The organism is Kitasatospora sp. NPDC022856, assembly GCF_055561235.1.
The window spans coordinates 277,611-293,025 of record NZ_JBVHHE010000007.1 but is presented as its reverse complement, the minus strand read 5'-3'; the positions used below and the strand labels follow the sequence as shown (position 1 = coordinate 293,025).

Annotated in this window: 14 protein-coding genes; 12 read left to right on the top strand and 2 right to left on the bottom strand. The window is 74.6% G+C overall.

Going from position 1 to position 15,415, the window contains the following annotated elements; translation table 11 throughout:
- Positions 1–258 precede the first annotated feature (258 nt).
- Entirely contained in the window at positions 259–1,482 is a 1,224-nt protein-coding gene (locus ACZ34W_RS11710) for a sensor histidine kinase (protein WP_465603347.1), read from the bottom strand.
- A gap of 299 nt (positions 1,483–1,781) precedes the next feature.
- Here ACZ34W_RS11710 and ACZ34W_RS11705 point away from each other — a divergent pair, with 299 nt between their 5' ends.
- From ACZ34W_RS11705 to htpX, 11 genes are all read left to right on the top strand, one after another.
- The gene (locus ACZ34W_RS11705; protein ID WP_329488224.1) at positions 1,782–2,198 is read left to right on the top strand and encodes an NADH-quinone oxidoreductase subunit A; all 417 of its coding nucleotides are present in this window, start codon (positions 1,782–1,784) and stop codon (positions 2,196–2,198) included.
- Positions 2,189–2,842 (top strand): NADH-quinone oxidoreductase subunit B, encoded by a 654-nt coding sequence (locus ACZ34W_RS11700; protein ID WP_465603344.1) that lies wholly within the window; start codon positions 2,189–2,191, stop codon positions 2,840–2,842. The genes ACZ34W_RS11705 and ACZ34W_RS11700 overlap by 10 nt, the downstream gene beginning before the upstream one ends.
- Positions 2,839–4,011 (top strand): NADH-quinone oxidoreductase subunit C, encoded by a 1,173-nt coding sequence (locus ACZ34W_RS11695; RefSeq protein ID WP_465603342.1) that lies wholly within the window; start codon positions 2,839–2,841, stop codon positions 4,009–4,011. The genes ACZ34W_RS11700 and ACZ34W_RS11695 overlap by 4 nt, the downstream gene beginning before the upstream one ends.
- A gap of 2 nt (positions 4,012–4,013) precedes the next feature.
- Positions 4,014–4,967 carry an NADH-quinone oxidoreductase subunit NuoH gene (nuoH, locus tag ACZ34W_RS11690; RefSeq protein WP_329492143.1) on the top strand — a complete coding sequence of 318 codons (954 nt, stop codon included), beginning with the start codon at positions 4,014–4,016 and terminating at the stop codon, positions 4,965–4,967.
- A 73-nt stretch (positions 4,968–5,040) separates the two neighbouring features.
- Positions 5,041–5,595 (top strand): NuoI/complex I 23 kDa subunit family protein, encoded by a 555-nt coding sequence (locus ACZ34W_RS11685; protein ID WP_329488219.1) that lies wholly within the window; start codon positions 5,041–5,043, stop codon positions 5,593–5,595.
- Positions 5,592–6,290 carry an NADH-quinone oxidoreductase subunit J family protein gene (locus tag ACZ34W_RS11680; protein ID WP_329488218.1) on the top strand — a complete coding sequence of 233 codons (699 nt, stop codon included), beginning with the start codon at positions 5,592–5,594 and terminating at the stop codon, positions 6,288–6,290. Before ACZ34W_RS11685 ends, ACZ34W_RS11680 begins: the two co-directional genes overlap by 4 nt.
- A complete protein-coding gene (gene nuoK, locus ACZ34W_RS11675; RefSeq protein ID WP_329488217.1) occupies positions 6,290–6,658 on the top strand; it encodes an NADH-quinone oxidoreductase subunit NuoK in 369 nt (122 codons plus the stop codon). Before ACZ34W_RS11680 ends, nuoK begins: the two co-directional genes overlap by 1 nt.
- Positions 6,655–8,688 carry an NADH-quinone oxidoreductase subunit 5 family protein gene (locus ACZ34W_RS11670; protein ID WP_465603338.1) on the top strand — a complete coding sequence of 678 codons (2,034 nt, stop codon included), beginning with the start codon at positions 6,655–6,657 and terminating at the stop codon, positions 8,686–8,688. The genes nuoK and ACZ34W_RS11670 overlap by 4 nt, the downstream gene beginning before the upstream one ends.
- Positions 8,689–8,754: 66 nt before the next feature.
- Complete coding sequence (locus ACZ34W_RS11665; protein ID WP_465603336.1) at positions 8,755–10,311, top strand: complex I subunit 4 family protein; 1,557 nt, start codon at positions 8,755–8,757, stop codon at positions 10,309–10,311.
- 1 nt (position 10,312) lies between these two features.
- Positions 10,313–11,914, top strand: a complete 1,602-nt coding sequence (locus ACZ34W_RS11660; RefSeq protein ID WP_465603334.1) for an NADH-quinone oxidoreductase subunit N — start codon at positions 10,313–10,315, stop codon at positions 11,912–11,914.
- Positions 11,915–12,054: 140 nt separating this feature from the next.
- Positions 12,055–12,918, top strand: a complete 864-nt coding sequence (gene htpX / locus ACZ34W_RS11655) for a zinc metalloprotease HtpX (protein WP_329488213.1) — start codon at positions 12,055–12,057, stop codon at positions 12,916–12,918.
- A 57-nt stretch (positions 12,919–12,975) separates the two neighbouring features.
- Here htpX and ACZ34W_RS11650 read toward each other — a convergent pair whose 3' ends face one another.
- A complete protein-coding gene (locus ACZ34W_RS11650) occupies positions 12,976–14,445 on the bottom strand; it encodes an aminotransferase-like domain-containing protein (RefSeq protein WP_465603331.1) in 1,470 nt (489 codons plus the stop codon).
- Between ACZ34W_RS11650 and ACZ34W_RS11645 the strand changes: the two genes are divergently transcribed.
- Positions 14,444–15,379 (top strand): DMT family transporter, encoded by a 936-nt coding sequence (locus ACZ34W_RS11645; protein ID WP_465603329.1) that lies wholly within the window; start codon positions 14,444–14,446, stop codon positions 15,377–15,379. The genes ACZ34W_RS11650 and ACZ34W_RS11645 overlap by 2 nt on opposite strands.
- The last annotated feature ends 36 nt before the right edge of the window (positions 15,380–15,415 follow it).

Below are 15,415 nucleotides of genomic sequence, written 5' to 3'. Positions count from 1 at the left end.
TCGCCACGCAGTTGCTCAATCTCCCCCAAGTCCACGCCCGCCAGGATGCCCGATGCACAGATCAGGATCAAGCCAAGTTAACGAAGTACTACTAGGGCCGGGTGGGACAAGCCCTGGCCCCTCGGGTCCCCGGCGGCGGCCGCCCGCGCACCGCGCAAGGGTCGGCGGGCGGCCGCCGCACGGGTACGGGCCGGGCTCCGTCACTGCCTCGACGGAGTCCCGGCCCGTTGTGGTGTCCGGCGGGGGCCGGAGGAACGGTCAGCGGCGGGCGGCGCGGGTGCGCCAGGGGAGCTCGACGGTGACCGTGGTCGGCCCGCCGTCCGGGCTCTCCACCAGGAACACCCCGTCCACCGCCCGGATCCGTTCGGCCAGCCCGGCCAGGCCGCTGCCCGGGTAGGCGGCCGCGCCGCCCTTGCCGTCGTCCCGGACCAGCAGCATCAGCTGGTCGCCGGCCCGCCAGGCGTCCACCGTGGCGGAGCGGGCGCGGGCGTGCTTCGAGATGTTGGTCAGCAGCTCGCTGACGGTGAAGTAGGCGATGCCCTCGACCGCCGAGTCCGGGCGCTCCACCGTGCCGTCGGCGGCGGTCAGCTCGACGTGCACCTTGACCCCGTCCGGCACCGTGCAGCGGGCCGCCACCGCGGAGAGCGCCGCGTCCAGCCCCCGGTCGGTGAGCACCGCCGGGTGGATGCCCCGGGCCAGGTCGCGCAGCTCCTGCAGGGCCAGCTTCACCTCGCCGTGCGCGGCGCCGACCATCCGGGCCGCGGCCGCCACGTCCTCGGGCGTCTCGGTCTCGCTCAGCTTCTCCTTGGCCATGCCGAGGTCCATCGCCAGGGCCACCAGCCGGGCCTGGGCGCCGTCGTGCAGGTCGCGCTCGATCCGGCGCAGGTCGGCGGCGGCGGTGTCGATCACCGTGCCGCGGTCGTCCTCCAGCTCCCGCACCCGCTCGGAGAGCGCGCCCGGGTAGAGCAGGACCTCCACCAGCATCCGGTCGATCGCCGCCTGGAAGCGGACCACCCAGGGCAGCACCGGCCAGCCGACGATGACGCAGATCAGCGTCACCGCGAAGCTCAGCAGGCCCCAGGGCAGCAGCAGCACGTTGTAGAGCGCCGAGCGCCAGCTGAGCGGGTCGGTGAGGTAGGCGATCGCGTAGCCGGTGATCCCCGGCCGGTTCCGGCGCACCGGCTCCGGCTCGCGCACCTCGGAGCCGAGCACCGAGCGGGCCCGGCGGCGGGCGAAGGCGCCCAGGAGTCGGCATCCGGCCAGCCCGGCGGCCAGCAGCGGCAGGCCGATCACGGTGATGGAGAGCGCCAGCCCGACGGAGAGCAGGACGACGGTGAAGACGAACCCGGCGAGGCCGAGCGGCAGATTGAGCATCAGCTGCCCGGCCTGCCGCCACATCCGCGCGCCGTACAGCGGGGCGCGCTCGGGGCCCGCGTCCTGCTCCTTGAGGGCATCCGCGGCGCGGCGGTGCAGTGGCTTCATGTCGGATCTACCGTCCCTTGGAGTCGAGCTGGTGATCCAAGCTTCCCCGGTCGGGGGCGCGCGGGGCCATGGGGGTGATACGTCTTCCCGCCCGGGGGTTATCCCCACCCCCGCCCGGGGCGGCCGGCGGGCCCGGTCGTCCACCGAATGTCCATCGGCCGTCTTGCGGATCGGGCGGGATGCGGTGCTCCACGGCCGTGCACTTAGACTCACGCATTGGCGATGGTTATGACCGTGTAAAGAAACGTCGTAGAACTGCCGTGAGGGCGGTTTTCCCAGGCGATGTGGAGGCGAGGGGCATGGAGGGGCAGCCGGCAGCTGCCGTCGCGGCCGACCCGGCCGCCGGCAGCGGCTACTTCGACGCGTACGCCGCGATGGGCCTGCTCGCCGTCGTCGGCGTGCTCTTCGTCGCCGTGGCGTTCACCGCCAACCGGCTGCTGCGGCCGGTGGTGTACTCGCCGGAGAAGCTCCTCGCCTACGAGTGCGGCGTGGACCCGGTGGGAGAGGACTGGGCGCACACCCAGATCCGCTACTACGTCTACGCCTTCCTGTACGTGATCTTCGCGGTAGACGCGATCTACCTGTTCCCGTGGGCGACCGTCTTCGCCGCCGCCGGCTACGGCGCCGGGACGCTGATCGAGATGTTCGTCTTCATCGGCTTCCTCGCGGTCGGGCTGCTCTACGCCTGGAAGAAGGGCGTTCTGGAATGGACGTGACCCACAACCACTCGCACGCGCACGGCGCCGGGGGCGCCGGGGGCCCGGTACCGCTCGGTCTGCCGGACCCGTCGCGCCCCGGTGCGGCCGTCGGGCGGAGCAGCCTCGGCCCGCTCGCCCGGCTGGCGCCGGACCCGGTCAAGGTCGTCCTGAACTGGGGCCGCCGCTACAGCCTCTGGTGCTTCAACTTCGGCCTCGCCTGCTGCGCGATCGAGTTCATCGCCGCGTCGATGGCCAAGCACGACTTCATCCGGATGGGTGTGATTCCGTTCGCGCCCGGCCCCCGACAGGCCGATCTGATGATCGTCTCGGGGACGGTGACCGACAAGATGGCGCCCGCCGTGAAGCGCCTCTACGAGCAGATGCCCGAGCCGAAGTACGTCATCTCCTTCGGCGCCTGCTCCAACTCCGGCGGCCCCTACTGGGACTCCTACTCCGTCACCAAGGGCGTCGACCAGATCATCCCGGTCGACGTCTACGTGCCCGGCTGCCCGCCCCGGCCGGAGGCCCTGCTCCAGGGCATCCTCAAGCTCCAGGAGAAGATCGCCGCCGAGTCGCTGCCCGGCCGGTACGCCGCGCCAGCGAGCGCGCTGCGCCGCCCGCTGGTGGCCGGCCCCGCGCCGTCCGAAGGAGGCGTCTCGTGAGCACCGCCGAGCAGTACGCGGCGTCGGTCGGCGAGTGGGCCACCGGCGCCGAGGCGTACGGGCTGGTCACCGTCGACGTGCCCGCCGAGCACTGGATCGAGGCGCTCACCGCGGCCCGGGACGTCCTGGGCCTGCGGTTCTTCGACTGGCTGAGCGCCGTCGACGAGCTGGCCGAGGGCTTCTCGGTGGTCGCCCACCTGGCCGCCGCGGACGGCCCCGGGGTGCGCCACCTGGCGCTGCGCACCAAGGTGGCGCGGGCGGGGGCCGCCCTGCCGACCGCCGTCGAGGTGTACGCGGGAGCCGGCTGGCACGAGCGCGAGACGCACGAGATGTTCGGCATCGACTTCCCCGGGCACCCCCACCTGGTCACCCTGCTGCTGCCGGACGGCTTCGAGGGGTTCCCGCTGCGCAAGGAGTTCGTGCTCGCGGCCCGGGTCGCCAAGGCCTGGCCGGGCGCCAAGGAGCCGGGCGAGTCCGACCACGGTGACGGACCGGCGCGGCGCAAGATGCAGCCGCCCGGCGTCCCGGACCCGAACGAGTGGGGCCCGCTCAAGGGCACCCTGCCGCCGGTGGCCGAGCGGCCCGCGCGCGGTGCGCGGGCGGCCGGCGCGGCGGCCCGTACGCCCCGGGCCGGTGCGGCCGCCGCAGGTGCGGCCGCCGCTTCGGCCGAGGGCGGGCCCGCCGTCCGGGCCGACCGGCCGCGCCGGACCAGGTCGGTCGACGCGGGCTCGGTGAGCCAGGCCGCCGAGACCGTCGCCGAGGGAACCACCGCCGAGGGAGCCGCCGCCGAGGCGGCGCCGCCGGTGCGGGCCGACCGACCGCGCCGGACCAGGTCCGTCACGGACGGCTCGGCGAGCCAGGCCCCCGCCGGGGAGCCCGTCGTGGAGAGCGCCGAGCCGAAGCCCGGGCGGCCGGCGCCGGCCCGGACCCAGTCCGCGGACGCGCCCTGGCACGCCCCGGTGCCCGCGCACGGCTCCGAGGCCGAGGCCGCACCTAAGGGCACCGCCGCACCCGAGACCGAGACCGAGACCGAGACCGAGGCCGCTGCCGCGCCCGAGGCGCCCGGCGAGGCGGTCGGTGCGACCGGACCGGAGGACGGGAAGCGCGCGGAGGACGGGACGAAGGAGACGCCGGCCGACCCGGCCGACCAGGACGGAGACAGCACGTGAACCTGCTCGACACGCTGCTGCGCTGCGTCGCCACCCTCGTCGTCTTCCTCACCTTCCCCCTGGTCATCGGCCAGACCGAGCACAAGGTGATGGCGCACATGCAGGGCCGGCTCGGTCCGATGTACGCCGGCGGCTTCCACGGCTGGGCGCAGCTCGTCGCCGACGGCGTGAAGTTCGCGCAGAAGGAGGACATCGTCCCGGCCGGGGCGGACCGCAGGATCTTCCAGCTGGCGCCCGCCGTCTCCCTGCTGCCCTACCTGTTCGTGCTGCTCGCCATCCCCGTCGGGCCGGACGGCCTCGTCGGCCAGGCGATCGACGCCGGCCTCTTCTTCGTGCTGGCCGTGATGGGCGTCGGCGTGATCGGCAAGCTGATGGCCGGCTGGGCCTCGGCGAACAAGTTCTCGCTGCTCGGCGGTCTGCGGACGGCCGCGCAGCTGATGTCCTACGAGCTGCCGATGGTGCTCGCGGCCGCCTCGGTGGCGATGGCGGCCGGCACGCTCTCGCTCCCGGGGATCCTGGACGCCTGGCAGTGGTACTGGATCCCGTGGCAGCTCATCGGCGCCTTCGTCTTCTTCACGGCCGGCCTGGCCGAGCTCCAGCGCCCGCCGTTCGACATGCCGGTGGCCGACTCGGAGATCATCTTCGGCGCGTACACCGAGTACACCGGGCTGCGCTTCGCGCTCTTCCTGCTCTCCGAGTACGTCGGGATCCTGGTGGTCTCCGGGCTGACCGCGGTGCTCTTCCTGGGCGGCTGGCACGGTCCGCTGCCGGACGAGCTCGGCTGGCTCTGGACGATCCTGAAGACCTTCGCGCTGGCCTTCGTGGTCATCTGGCTGCGGGTCACCTACCCGCGACTGCGGGAGGACCAGCTGATGCGCTTCGCGTGGCTCGTGCTGATCCCGCTGGCCCTCGTCCAGCTCGCCCTCACCGGCATCATCAAGGTGGCGATCTCATGACCGAGCGCAGCGAGCTCGTGGCCGACAGGCACGCAGGGGCCGACGCCCCGGCCCGGCGGAGCGGGGTGGGCGCATGAGCTTCCCCGGCTCCGGACTGGCCAAGGGCCTGGCCGTCACCCTGCGGACGATGACGAAGAAGACCGTCACCGCGCAGTACCCCGACGTGCAGCCCGCGCTGCCGCCGCGCTCGCGCGGCGTGATCGCGCTGCTGGAGGAGAACTGCACGGTCTGCATGCTGTGCGCCCGCGAGTGCCCGGACTGGTGCATCTACATCGACTCCCACAAGGAGACGCTGCCGGCCGCCGACCCGAACGCCCGCGCCCGGACCCGCAACGTGCTGGACCGCTTCGCCATCGACTTCTCGCTCTGCATGTACTGCGGGATCTGCATCGAGGTGTGCCCGTTCGACGCGCTGTTCTGGTCCCCGGAGTTCGAGTACGCGGAGACCGACATCCTGGAGCTGACCCACGAGCGGGACAAGCTCCGCGAGTGGATGTGGACGGTGCCGGCGCCGCCGGCGCTGGACCCGGCGGCCGAGGAGCCCAAGGAGATCGCCACCGCGCGCAAGGCCGCGGACAAGCTGGCCGCCGCCGCCTCGGCGGCGCCGGAGGAGGGTGACCCGCGATGAGTGCCGCCCTGCTGACCGCGGCCGGGTCGCTGGACCCGGCCGCCCGCTCGTTCCTCTCCCCGACCGGGGTCGAGATCGTCTTCCTGCTGGTCGGCGTCGCCGTGCTGGGCTCGGCCGTGATGGCCGTGACCACCAGGCAGCTGGTGCACGCCGCGCTCTGGCTGGTGGTCGCGCTCGGCGGCCTGGCGGTGGAGTTCCTGCTGCTCACCGCCGAGTTCATCGCGTGGGTGCAGGTGCTGATCTACCTCGGCTCGGTGGTCGTCCTGGTGCTGTTCGGGCTGATGCTCACCCGGGCGCCGATCGGGCGCTCGCCGGACGCCGACTCGGGCAACCGCTGGGTCGCCCTGGTGGTGGCGCTGGCCACGGCCGGGACGCTGGTGACGCTGCTCGTCGACGCCTTCCGGACGTCGTGGATCGACCTCGGCGGGGGCGGCGGTTCGGCGCAGGCGACGGGTACCAGCCTGTTCCGGACCTGGGTGCTGCCCTTCGAGGCGCTCTCGGTGCTGCTGCTGGCCGCACTGGTCGGCGCGATCGTGCTGTCCCGCGGGGCCGGTCGGCGGGTGCCGCCGCCCCGGGCCGCCAAGCTGCGCGCGGGCCGGCCGGTGGGCTCCAACGGGACGGTCGCCGCCACCGCGCCGAAGGCCCCGGCCGAGCCCGCGGCTCCCGCCTCGACGACCTCGGCGGAGGAGAGCTGATGCATCTCGCCTACCCCGTCGTGCTCGCCGCGCTGCTGTTCAGCGTCGGCGTGTACGGCGTGCTCGCCCGGCGCAACGTCGTCCTGGTGCTGATGTCCGTGGAGCTGATGCTCAACGCCGTCAACCTCAACCTCGTCGCCTTCGACGCCTGGCTGCGGGACTCCCTGCACGCCGGCCAGGCACTCACCCTGTTCACCATCACCATCGCCGCCGCCGAGATCGGCCTCGGGCTCGCCATCGTCCTGCTGCTCTTCCGGGCCCGGGGCACCGCGGACATCGACCGGGCCACCGCGCTCGGTGATCCCGCCGAGTCCGCAGAGGAGGCGCCGGCCGGCGCCGGGGCACCGAAGGGCCAGGCCGCCGCATGAACCTCGCCCTGCCCGTCCTCGTCCCCGTCCTGCCCGCGCTCGGATCGGCCGCCACCCTGGCCGTCGGCAGGCGCGCGCCCGGTCTGGCCCGGCCGCTGGCGATCGTGCCGGTCGCCGTCTCGGCCGTGCTCGCCCTGGTGGTCGCCCTCCAGCTGGGCACCGGCCAGGTGCTGGAGGCCGGCACCCGGCTCACCCCGACCGGCGGGCCGGACCTCACGCTCGGCGTCTACCTGGACGGCTACAGCTCGCTGATCTCCGTGCTGGTCGGCCTGGTCGCCACCTGCGTGCAGGTGTACTCGACCGCCTACCTCAAGGACGACCCGCGCTACCCGTCGTACGCGGCGCTGGTCTCGCTGTTCACGGCGGCGATGTTCCTGGTCGTCTACTCGGGCGACCTGATCGTGCTGCTGGTCGGCTGGGAGGTCATGGGCATCTGCTCGTACTTCCTGATCGGCCACCACTGGGAGACCGCGGACGCCCGGTCGGCCTCGCTGAAGGCCTTCCTGGTCACCAAGCTCGGTGACGTGCCGTTCCTGTTCGGCATCTTCCTGCTGGGCGCCGACGCCGGCAGCTTCCGGATCTCTGACGTCCTGGCGGCCGCCGCCGAGGGGCGGCTCGGCCACCCGACGCTGACCGCGCTGCTGCTGCTCGCCGGCGTGGCCGGCAAGAGCGCGCAGTTCCCGCTGCACACCTGGCTCCCGGACGCGATGGCCGGTCCGACGCCGGTCTCCGCGCTGATCCACGCCGCCACCATGGTCGCGGCCGGCATCTACCTGGTCGCCCGGCTGCTGCCGGTCTTCCTGCTCTCCGGCGCGGCGCTGGTGGTGCTCGCGGTGATGGCCGCCGTGACGATGATCGGCTCGGCGCTCTGCGCGCTCGCCCAGGACGACCTGAAGCGGGTACTCGCGTACTCGACGGTCGGGCAGCTCGGCTACATGGCCGGGGCCCTGGCCGCCGGCGACCGCGAGGCCGCCGTCTTCCACCTGGTCAGCCACGGGGCGTTCAAGGCACTGCTGTTCCTCGCGGCCGGTGTGGTGATCCACGCCGCGCACACCAACTCGATCTCCGCGATGTCCCGGATCCCGGGGCTGCGCAAGCGGGTGCCGGACGCCTACTGGACGATGGGCATCGCGCTCGTCGCCCTGATCGGGCTGCCGCCGTTCTCCGGCTTCTTCAGCAAGGAGGCGGTGCTGACCGCCGCCGAGCACGCGGCCAACGGCGAGGCGCTGACCAACGGCCTCGGCCCGGTGTCCGCGGTACCGCAGTCGGCCGGCTGGATCGTGCTGATCTCGGCCGCGCTCACCGCCCTGCTGACCGCGGCGTACGCGGCGCGGCTGTTCCTGGTGGCGTTCCACAGCCCGGCCGCCGCCGGCGCCGCCGCGCCCGCCTCGCCGGCGGACCACGAGGCCGACGCGCCCTACTCGCCCGAGGTGGACGAGGCCGACCCGGCCACCGCCGAGCCGCCCGCGATGCGCTGGCCGCTCTGGGTGCTGGCCGTCCCGACCATGGCCTTCGGCGTGACGAGCCTGCGCTCGGACTGGCTGCCCGCGCTGCTGGACGGCGGCTCGCTGCGGCCCTCGGCCGTCACCGCCGTGACCGGTACCGGCCTCGCCGTGGTCGGCGCGCTGCTGGCGTACGGGGCCTGGCGCTCCGCCACCGCGCGGCTCGGCGCCGGCCAGCCGCCCGCCGCACCGCTGGGCCGGGTGCCCGAGCAGGCCGGCGCCCCGGCCGCCGAGGTGATCGTCGCCGACCCCGGCCGCACCCTGCTCGGTCCGCTGTTCGGCCCGGCCCGGCACGGCTTCGGCGTCGACCGGCTCTACAGCGCGCTGTTCGTCCGGCCGGTGACCGCCGCCGCCCGGCTGGTCCGCTTCCTCGACCGCGAGGTCGTCGAGACGTACGTGCGCGGCAGCGGGACGGCGGCCGGCCTGCTCGGCCGGGCCGTCCGGCTCGCCCAGACCGGGAACGCGCAGACCTACCTCAGCGCGCTGCTCGCCGGCGTCGTCCTGCTGGCCGTCCTGGTGGCGGTGTAGCCGGATGGACCAGAACAGGCAGCCCCGCCGCCCAGCCCCGCCGACCGCAGCCCGTAGGAGCCCCCGATGAACGCAGTCCTCATCGCCCTCCTGGTGCTGCCGCTGGCCGGGGCCGCGCTGACCCTGGTACCGGCGTTCGGCGCCGACCCGGCCGCCGCCGACCGGCGCGCGCTGCGGCTGAACACCGTGGTCACCGGCGCCGTCCTGGTGCTCGGCATCGTCCTCGCGGCGGGCTTCGACCACGACGGGCCCGGCCGGATGCAGGCGACCACCGACGTGTCCTGGATCCCGGCCATCGGCGTGCGCCTCCACCTCGGCGTGGACGGCGTCTCGCTCCCGCTGATCGTGCTGACCGCGCTGCTCACCTTCCTCTGCGCGCTGTACTCGGAGAAGCGGCTGCCGACCGGGGAGGGCGTCCCCTCGGCCCGGGCCTTCACCGGGCTGTTCCTCCTGCTCGAAGTCGGCATGCTCGCCACCTTCGCGGTGCTGGATCTGCTGCTCTTCTTCCTGGCCTTCGAGATCGTGCTGATCCCGATGTACTTCCTGATCGCCCGCTGGGGCACCGGGGCGAAGGTGCCGGCCGCCAACCGGTTCATCCTGTACACGCTGCTCGGCTCGGCGGTGATGCTGCTCGGCTTCCTGCTGGTCGGCAGCAAGGCGGGCACCTTCGACATGCAGGCGCTGGCCGCCGCGCACGGCAGCGGCCTGAGCCACACCACCCAGGTGGTCGCCGCCCTGGCGATCATGGTCGGGCTGGTGGTCAAGGCCCCCGCCTGGCCGCTGCACAGCTGGCTCCCGGACGCGCACACGGCGGCCCCCACGGTCGGCTCGGTGCTGCTCGCCGGCGTGCTGCTGAAGATGGGGACGTACGGCCTGGTCCGGGTCCTCCTGCCGGTCGTCCCGGACGGTACCGCGACGCTCGCCCCCTACCTGGGCGCGTTCGCCGCCGTCGGCATCGTCTACGGCTCGCTGGCCTGCCTCGCGCTGGTCCGGCCCGGGGCCAAGGGCGACCTCAAGCGCCTGATCGCCTACTCCTCCGTCGGCCACATGGGCTTCGTGCTGCTGGGCATCGCCTCCCTCACCCCGGTGGGCGTCAACGGCGCGCTTTTCGCCAACATCGCCCACGGGCTGATCACCGGCCTGCTGTTCTTCGTGGTCGGGGCCCTGAAGGACCGCTACGGCACGGCGGACCTCGACACCCTGGCCGGCTCCACCGGGGCCGCCCTCTACGGACGGGCCCCGCGGATCGGCGCCCTGCTGGCCTTCGCCGCCGTCGCCAGCCTCGGCCTGCCGGGGCTGGCCGGCTTCTGGGGCGAGCTGCTCGCGATGTTCGGCGCGTTCGACCCGGCCGAGGGCCTCTCGCGCCCCGCGTTCGTCACCTACATGGTGCTGGCCGGCCTGGGCACCCTCCTCACCGCCGGGTACCTGCTGATGGTGGTCAAGCGCGTCTGCATGGGCGACCCGAAGCAGCTGGCCCCGGTGGCCGAGCTCGCCGACCTGCGCCCGTACGAGGCCGTCAGCTGGACCCCGCTGGCCGCCCTCACCCTGCTCGCCGGCCTCTGGCCCGCGCTCCTGCTCGGTCTCTCCGACCCGGCCGTCAAGCACCTCCTCGGGGGTGGCTGACATGCTCGGACCCCAGCTCGCCGCACTCGGACCTCACTCCACGGGGCAGCCCACTGTGACCTCCCTCGCCGTAGCTGACCCGGGCAGCCTGATCCAGTCCGTGGACTGGCTGGCGATCGCGCCCCCGCTGATCGCCGCGCTGGCCGCCCTCGCGGTGCTGGTCACCGACCTCTTCCTGCCCGCGCGCCACCGCAAGCTGCTCGGCGCCCTGGCCGTGGGCGGCCTCGCCCTCGCGCTGCTCGCCCTGCTCCCGCTCACCGGCGGCTCGCCCCGGAGCACCTTCTGCGTGCGGGACACCGGCTGCTCCTACGTCGCGGACCACTTCGCGCTGGTCTTCCAGCTGCTCGCGCTCGGCGGCGCGCTGATCGCCGCGCTGCTCTCGATGCACACCGTGGACGGCCCGGCATCGGACGACGGCTCCGCCGCGGGGCTGCCCGGCGGCGAGTACTGGTTCCTGCTGCTCTCCAGCGCCACCGGCGCCGCCCTGCTGCCCGCCTCCCGGGACCTCGCCACCCTGGTGGTCGCCCTGGAGGTGGCCTCGCTGCCGGCCTTCGCCCTGGTCGCGCTGCGCCGGGACGGCCGGGGCGCGGAGGCCGCGCTGAAGTTCTTCCTCTCCTCCGTCACCGCGACCGCGGTGATGCTGCTCGGCATCGGCTTCGTCTACGCCGCGAGCGGCAGCCTGCACCTGGGCGCCGTCGCCGAGGGCCTGGCCCACGCCCCCGCCCAGCTCAAGCCGCTGGCCGAGGCCGGCGCGGTGCTCACCCTGGTCGGCTTCGCCTTCAAGGTCGCCGCCGTCCCGTTCCACTTCTGGGTGCCCGACACCTACGTCGGCGCCCCGCTGCCGGTGGCCGGCTACCTCTCGGTGGTCGGAAAGGCGGCCGGCCTCTCCGGCCTGGCGCTGGTCACCACGATCGCCTTCCGGCCGTACGCGCACACCTGGGGCCTGGTGCTCGCGGTGCTGGCCGCCGTCACCATGACGGTCGGCAACGTGGGCGCGCTGCGCCAGCGGTTCGACACCCGGTACAGCGCGGTGCGGTTGCTCGCCTGGTCCTCGGTGGGCCAGGCCGGGTACCTGCTGGTGCCGCTCGCCGCCGCCGGCTACGCACGGACCGGGGCGGACAGCCTGGGCGCCACCGCCGCGTACGCGCTGATCTACGGCGTGGTGAACCTGGGCGCCTTCGCGGTGGTCGCCGCCGTCGGCCGCCGGGCCGGGACGAGCGTGGACGAGTTCCGCGGCCTGTTCGCCCGGCGCCGCTGGACGGCCCTGGCGCTGGCGTTCTTCCTGCTCTGCCTGGCCGGGCTCCCGCCCGGGGTGATCGGGCTGTTCGGCAAGGTGGTGGTGTTCCGCGCCGCCGTCGACGCCGGGCTGGGCTGGCTGGCCGTGGTGATGGCCGTCAATGTGGTCATCGCGCTGTACTACTACCTGCTCTGGACGGCGCGGCTCTTCGCCCCGGCGCCGTTGCAGGACGCGGTCACCGCCGTCGCCGAGCGCCGGCCGCCGGCCTCGCTGACGGCCACCCTGGGGCTCACCGCCTCGGTGGCCGTGGTGCTCTCGGTGGCCCCGCAGCTGGTCCTCCAGGTGGTCGGCGGCACGCTGTTCTGAGGCCGCCGGCCGGGGCGGGCGGCTGGGCGGTCCGGGTGTAGCGGTGGTCACAAGGGAACAAGGCCGCCGGGCTCGCCCGTTGAGCGGGCAGAGGGACGAGGCAGCGAGGGCTTCCCCACCGCACCATTGGAGGGCCTGCCGTGCACCGCCGGCACAACGGACTGAGGACCGCCGCACTGCTCGGCGGCCTCTCGGCGCTGATCCTGGTGATCGGCAGCTTCTTCGGCCGCACCGGCTTCGTGATCGCCCTGCTGGTCGCGCTCGGGACCAACGCCTACGCGTACTGGAACAGCGACAAGCTCGCCCTGCGCGCCATGCGGGCCCGCCCGGTGAGCGAGATCGAGGCGCCGCGGCTGTACCGGATCGTCCGTGAGCTCTCCACCTCGGCCCGCCAGCCGATGCCGCGGCTGTACATCTCCCCGACCCCGGCCCCGAACGCCTTCGCCACCGGCCGCAACCCGCGCAACGCGGCGGTCTGCTGCACCGACGGCATCCTCCAGCTGCTGGACGAGCGGGAGCTGCGCGGGGTGCTCGGCCACGAGCTGAGCCACGTCTACAACCGGGACATCCTGATCTCCTCGGTCGCCGGGGCGCTCGCCTCGGTGGTGATGTTCCTGGTGAACTTCGCCTGGCTGGTGCCGTTCGGCCGCAGCGACGACGACGACGGCCCCGGGCTCTTCGGGATGCTCGCGATCATGATCCTGGGGCCGCTCGCCGCCTCGCTGATCCAGCTGGCCGTCAGCCGCTCCCGGGAGTACCAGGCCGACGCCGACGGTGCTCGGATCACCGGCGACCCGCTCGCCCTGGCGAGCGCCCTGCGCAAGCTGGACGTCGGCACCCGGCAGCTGCCGCTGCCACCGGAGCCGCAGCTCCAGACGGCCAGCCACATGATGATCGCCAGCCCGTTCCGCCCGGGCGAGGCCGGGACGAAGCTCTTCTCGACGCACCCGCCGATGGCGGAGCGGATCGCCCGACTGGAGCGGATGGCGGGCTACCGGGGCTGACGGGGGCCCGCCTGCCCCGCGCCCCCGCCCGCCCGCTCGCTCGGCGGCCGACCGCGTTCAGCCGGTGAGACCCTCGTAGGCCCGGCGCAGCCGGTGGACGCCCTCGGCGATCCGGGCCGGGCTGTCGACGGCGGCATAGCTCAGCCGCAGGTGGGGCGCCGGGGGCTCGGCGGCGTAGTAGGGGCTTCCGGGGGCGACCAGCACCCCGGCGTGCAGCGCGGCGGTGGCCAGCGCGGCCTCGTCGGTGCCCTCCGGCAGCCGCAGCCAGAGGTGGTAGCCCCCGGGCCGGTGCGGGCCGAGCAGCCCGGGGAGTTCGCGGCGCAGCGCCGCCACCGTGAGCATCCGGCGGTCGCGCAGCTCGGCGCCGAGGGTGCGCAGGTGGCGCGCCCAGCCCGGGTCGGCGACCAGTTCCAGTGCCGCCTCCTGGAGCGGCCGGGGCACGAAGAAGCTGTCCACCACCTGGGTCGCCCGCAGCCGCCGCAGGGCCGGGCCGCGGGCGGTCAGCGCGCCGACCCGCAGATTGGGCGAGGTGGCCTTGGTCAGCGAGCGCAGGTGGACCACCACGCCGTCCGGGTCGTCGGCGGCGAGCGGGCGCGGCAGCGCGGGGGAGTCGGCGTGGACCAGCCGGCGGGCGAAGTCGTCCTCGACGACGAACGCGCCGGCCGTCCGGGCGATCCGCAGCACCTCGGCGCGCCGCTCGGGGGAGAGCACCGCGCCGGTCGGGTTCTGGAACAGCGGCTGGCAGACGAAGACCCGGGCCCGGGTGGCGTCGAAGGCCGCCGCCAGCAGGTCGGTGCGCACGCCGTCCTCGTCCACCGGGACGGGGACCGGCCGCACGCCCGCCGCGCGGGCGACCGCGAGCGTCCCGGGGTAGGTCGGCGACTCCACCAGCACGGGTGCGCCCGGGGCGGCCAGCGCGCGGATCGCGACGGTCAGCGCGCTCTGCCCGCCCGCCGTGACCAGGACGTCGCCCGCGCCCAGCGGCCCGCCGTTGCCGCCGATGTCCCGGGCGAACCAGGCGCGCAGTTCGGTCAGCCCGTCGACCGGCGGGCGCTCCCAGGCGCCGGGCCGCCGGCCGGCCCGGGCCAGGGCGGCGGCCAGCAGCCGCTCCGGCTGGAGCGAGGCGTGCGGGTAGCCGCCGTTCAGGTCGACCACGTCGGGCGGCGGGACGTTCAGGGTGGCGAACAGCGCGCCCGCGCCCCGGTCGCGCGGGCCCGCGTCGGCGCTCAGCGCGAGCTCCTGCCAGGAGAGGTCGCCGGGCCGGGCGGTCGGCGCGGCGAGCGGCGAACCGCCGCCGGTGGTGCCGCCGCCCGCGAAGGCGGCGGCCCGGAAGACCCCGGCGCCCGGCCGGGAGACCACCAGGCCCTCGGCCGCCAGCACGGCGATCGCCCGGGAGACCGTCACCGGGCTGACCTGGTGGCGCTCCATCAGGGCCCGGCTCGACGGCAGCTTGCGTCCCTCCGGGTAGCGCTCGACCTCCCGGCGCAGGCTGTCGGCCAGATCGGTCACGCTGCTACGCTCGTTCATGACGGCACAAGATAGCGCTACCCGCCCGATCGCGATAGCACCGCAGGCACCGATCGGCTCCGCCAGCTCCGCCAGCTCGGGCAGCTCCGGTACGGCCCTGGCGGCCCTCGGCGTCCTCTCCTTCTCCTTCAGCTTCCCCGCGACCGCCTGGGCCCTGTCCGGGTTCGGTCCGTGGACGGCGACCGGCCTGCGCGGCGCCGTGGCCGGGCTGCTCGCCGCGCTCTGCCTGGCGGCCGCCCGCGTCCCGCTCCCCGCGCGCCGGCACTGGCCCGGGCTGCTGGTGGTCTCGGCCGGCTGCGTGCTGGGCTTCCCGCTGCTCACCACGCTGGCGCTGCGGGCCTCCTCGACCGCCCACTCGGCTGTGGTCATCGGTGTGCTGCCGCTCGCCACCGCCGCGTTCTCGGCGCTGCGCACCGGCCGGCGCCCGTCCCGGGCCTTCTGGTGCGCGGCGCTGGCCGGTGCGGCGGCGGTGCTGGCCTTCACCCTGCTGCAGAGCCACGGGCGGCCGACCACCGCCGACCTCTACCTGTTCGCCGCGCTGGTGGTCTGCGCGGCCGGGTACGCGGAGGGCGGGCGGATCTCGCGGGAGCTGCCGGGGTGGCAGGTGATCGCCTGGGCGGTGGTCGCGGCGCTGCCGGTCACCGTGGTGACCACGGCGCTGGCGCTGCCGGGCGAGCCGGCGCACCCGGGGGTGAAGGCGCTGGCCGGGCTGGCGTACACGGCGGCGGTGTCGCAGCTCGGCGGGTTCGTGCTCTGGTACCGGGGGATGGCGGCGATCGGGGTGCCGAGGGCCAGTCAGCTCCAGCTCGCCCAGCCGCTGCTGACGCTGGTCTGGGCGGTGCTGCTGCTGGGCGAGGAGCTGCCGGTGGCGGCGCCGGTCACCGCGGTGGTGGTGCTGGTCTGCATCGCGGTCACCCAGCGCGCCCGCAGCTGAGACGGCCCGCGCCCGTACCGGCGGTGCGGTACGGGC

Coding starts and splice junctions, on each gene's coding strand:
- ACZ34W_RS11660 (WP_465603334.1), top strand. CDS start 10,313: ATGCTCGGACCCCAGCTCGCCGCACTCGGACCTCACTCCACGGGGCAG.
- ACZ34W_RS11705 (WP_329488224.1), top strand. CDS start 1,782: ATGGAGGGGCAGCCGGCAGCTGCCGTCGCGGCCGACCCGGCCGCCGGC.
- ACZ34W_RS11670 (WP_465603338.1), top strand. CDS start 6,655: ATGAACCTCGCCCTGCCCGTCCTCGTCCCCGTCCTGCCCGCGCTCGGA.
- ACZ34W_RS11710 (WP_465603347.1), bottom strand. CDS start 1,482: ATGAAGCCACTGCACCGCCGCGCCGCGGATGCCCTCAAGGAGCAGGAC.
- ACZ34W_RS11650 (WP_465603331.1), bottom strand. CDS start 14,445: ATGAACGAGCGTAGCAGCGTGACCGATCTGGCCGACAGCCTGCGCCGG.
- nuoK (WP_329488217.1), top strand. CDS start 6,290: ATGCATCTCGCCTACCCCGTCGTGCTCGCCGCGCTGCTGTTCAGCGTC.
- ACZ34W_RS11700 (WP_465603344.1), top strand. CDS start 2,189: ATGGACGTGACCCACAACCACTCGCACGCGCACGGCGCCGGGGGCGCC.
- ACZ34W_RS11645 (WP_465603329.1), top strand. CDS start 14,444: ATGACGGCACAAGATAGCGCTACCCGCCCGATCGCGATAGCACCGCAG.
- ACZ34W_RS11685 (WP_329488219.1), top strand. CDS start 5,041: ATGAGCTTCCCCGGCTCCGGACTGGCCAAGGGCCTGGCCGTCACCCTG.
- ACZ34W_RS11665 (WP_465603336.1), top strand. CDS start 8,755: ATGAACGCAGTCCTCATCGCCCTCCTGGTGCTGCCGCTGGCCGGGGCC.
- ACZ34W_RS11680 (WP_329488218.1), top strand. CDS start 5,592: ATGAGTGCCGCCCTGCTGACCGCGGCCGGGTCGCTGGACCCGGCCGCC.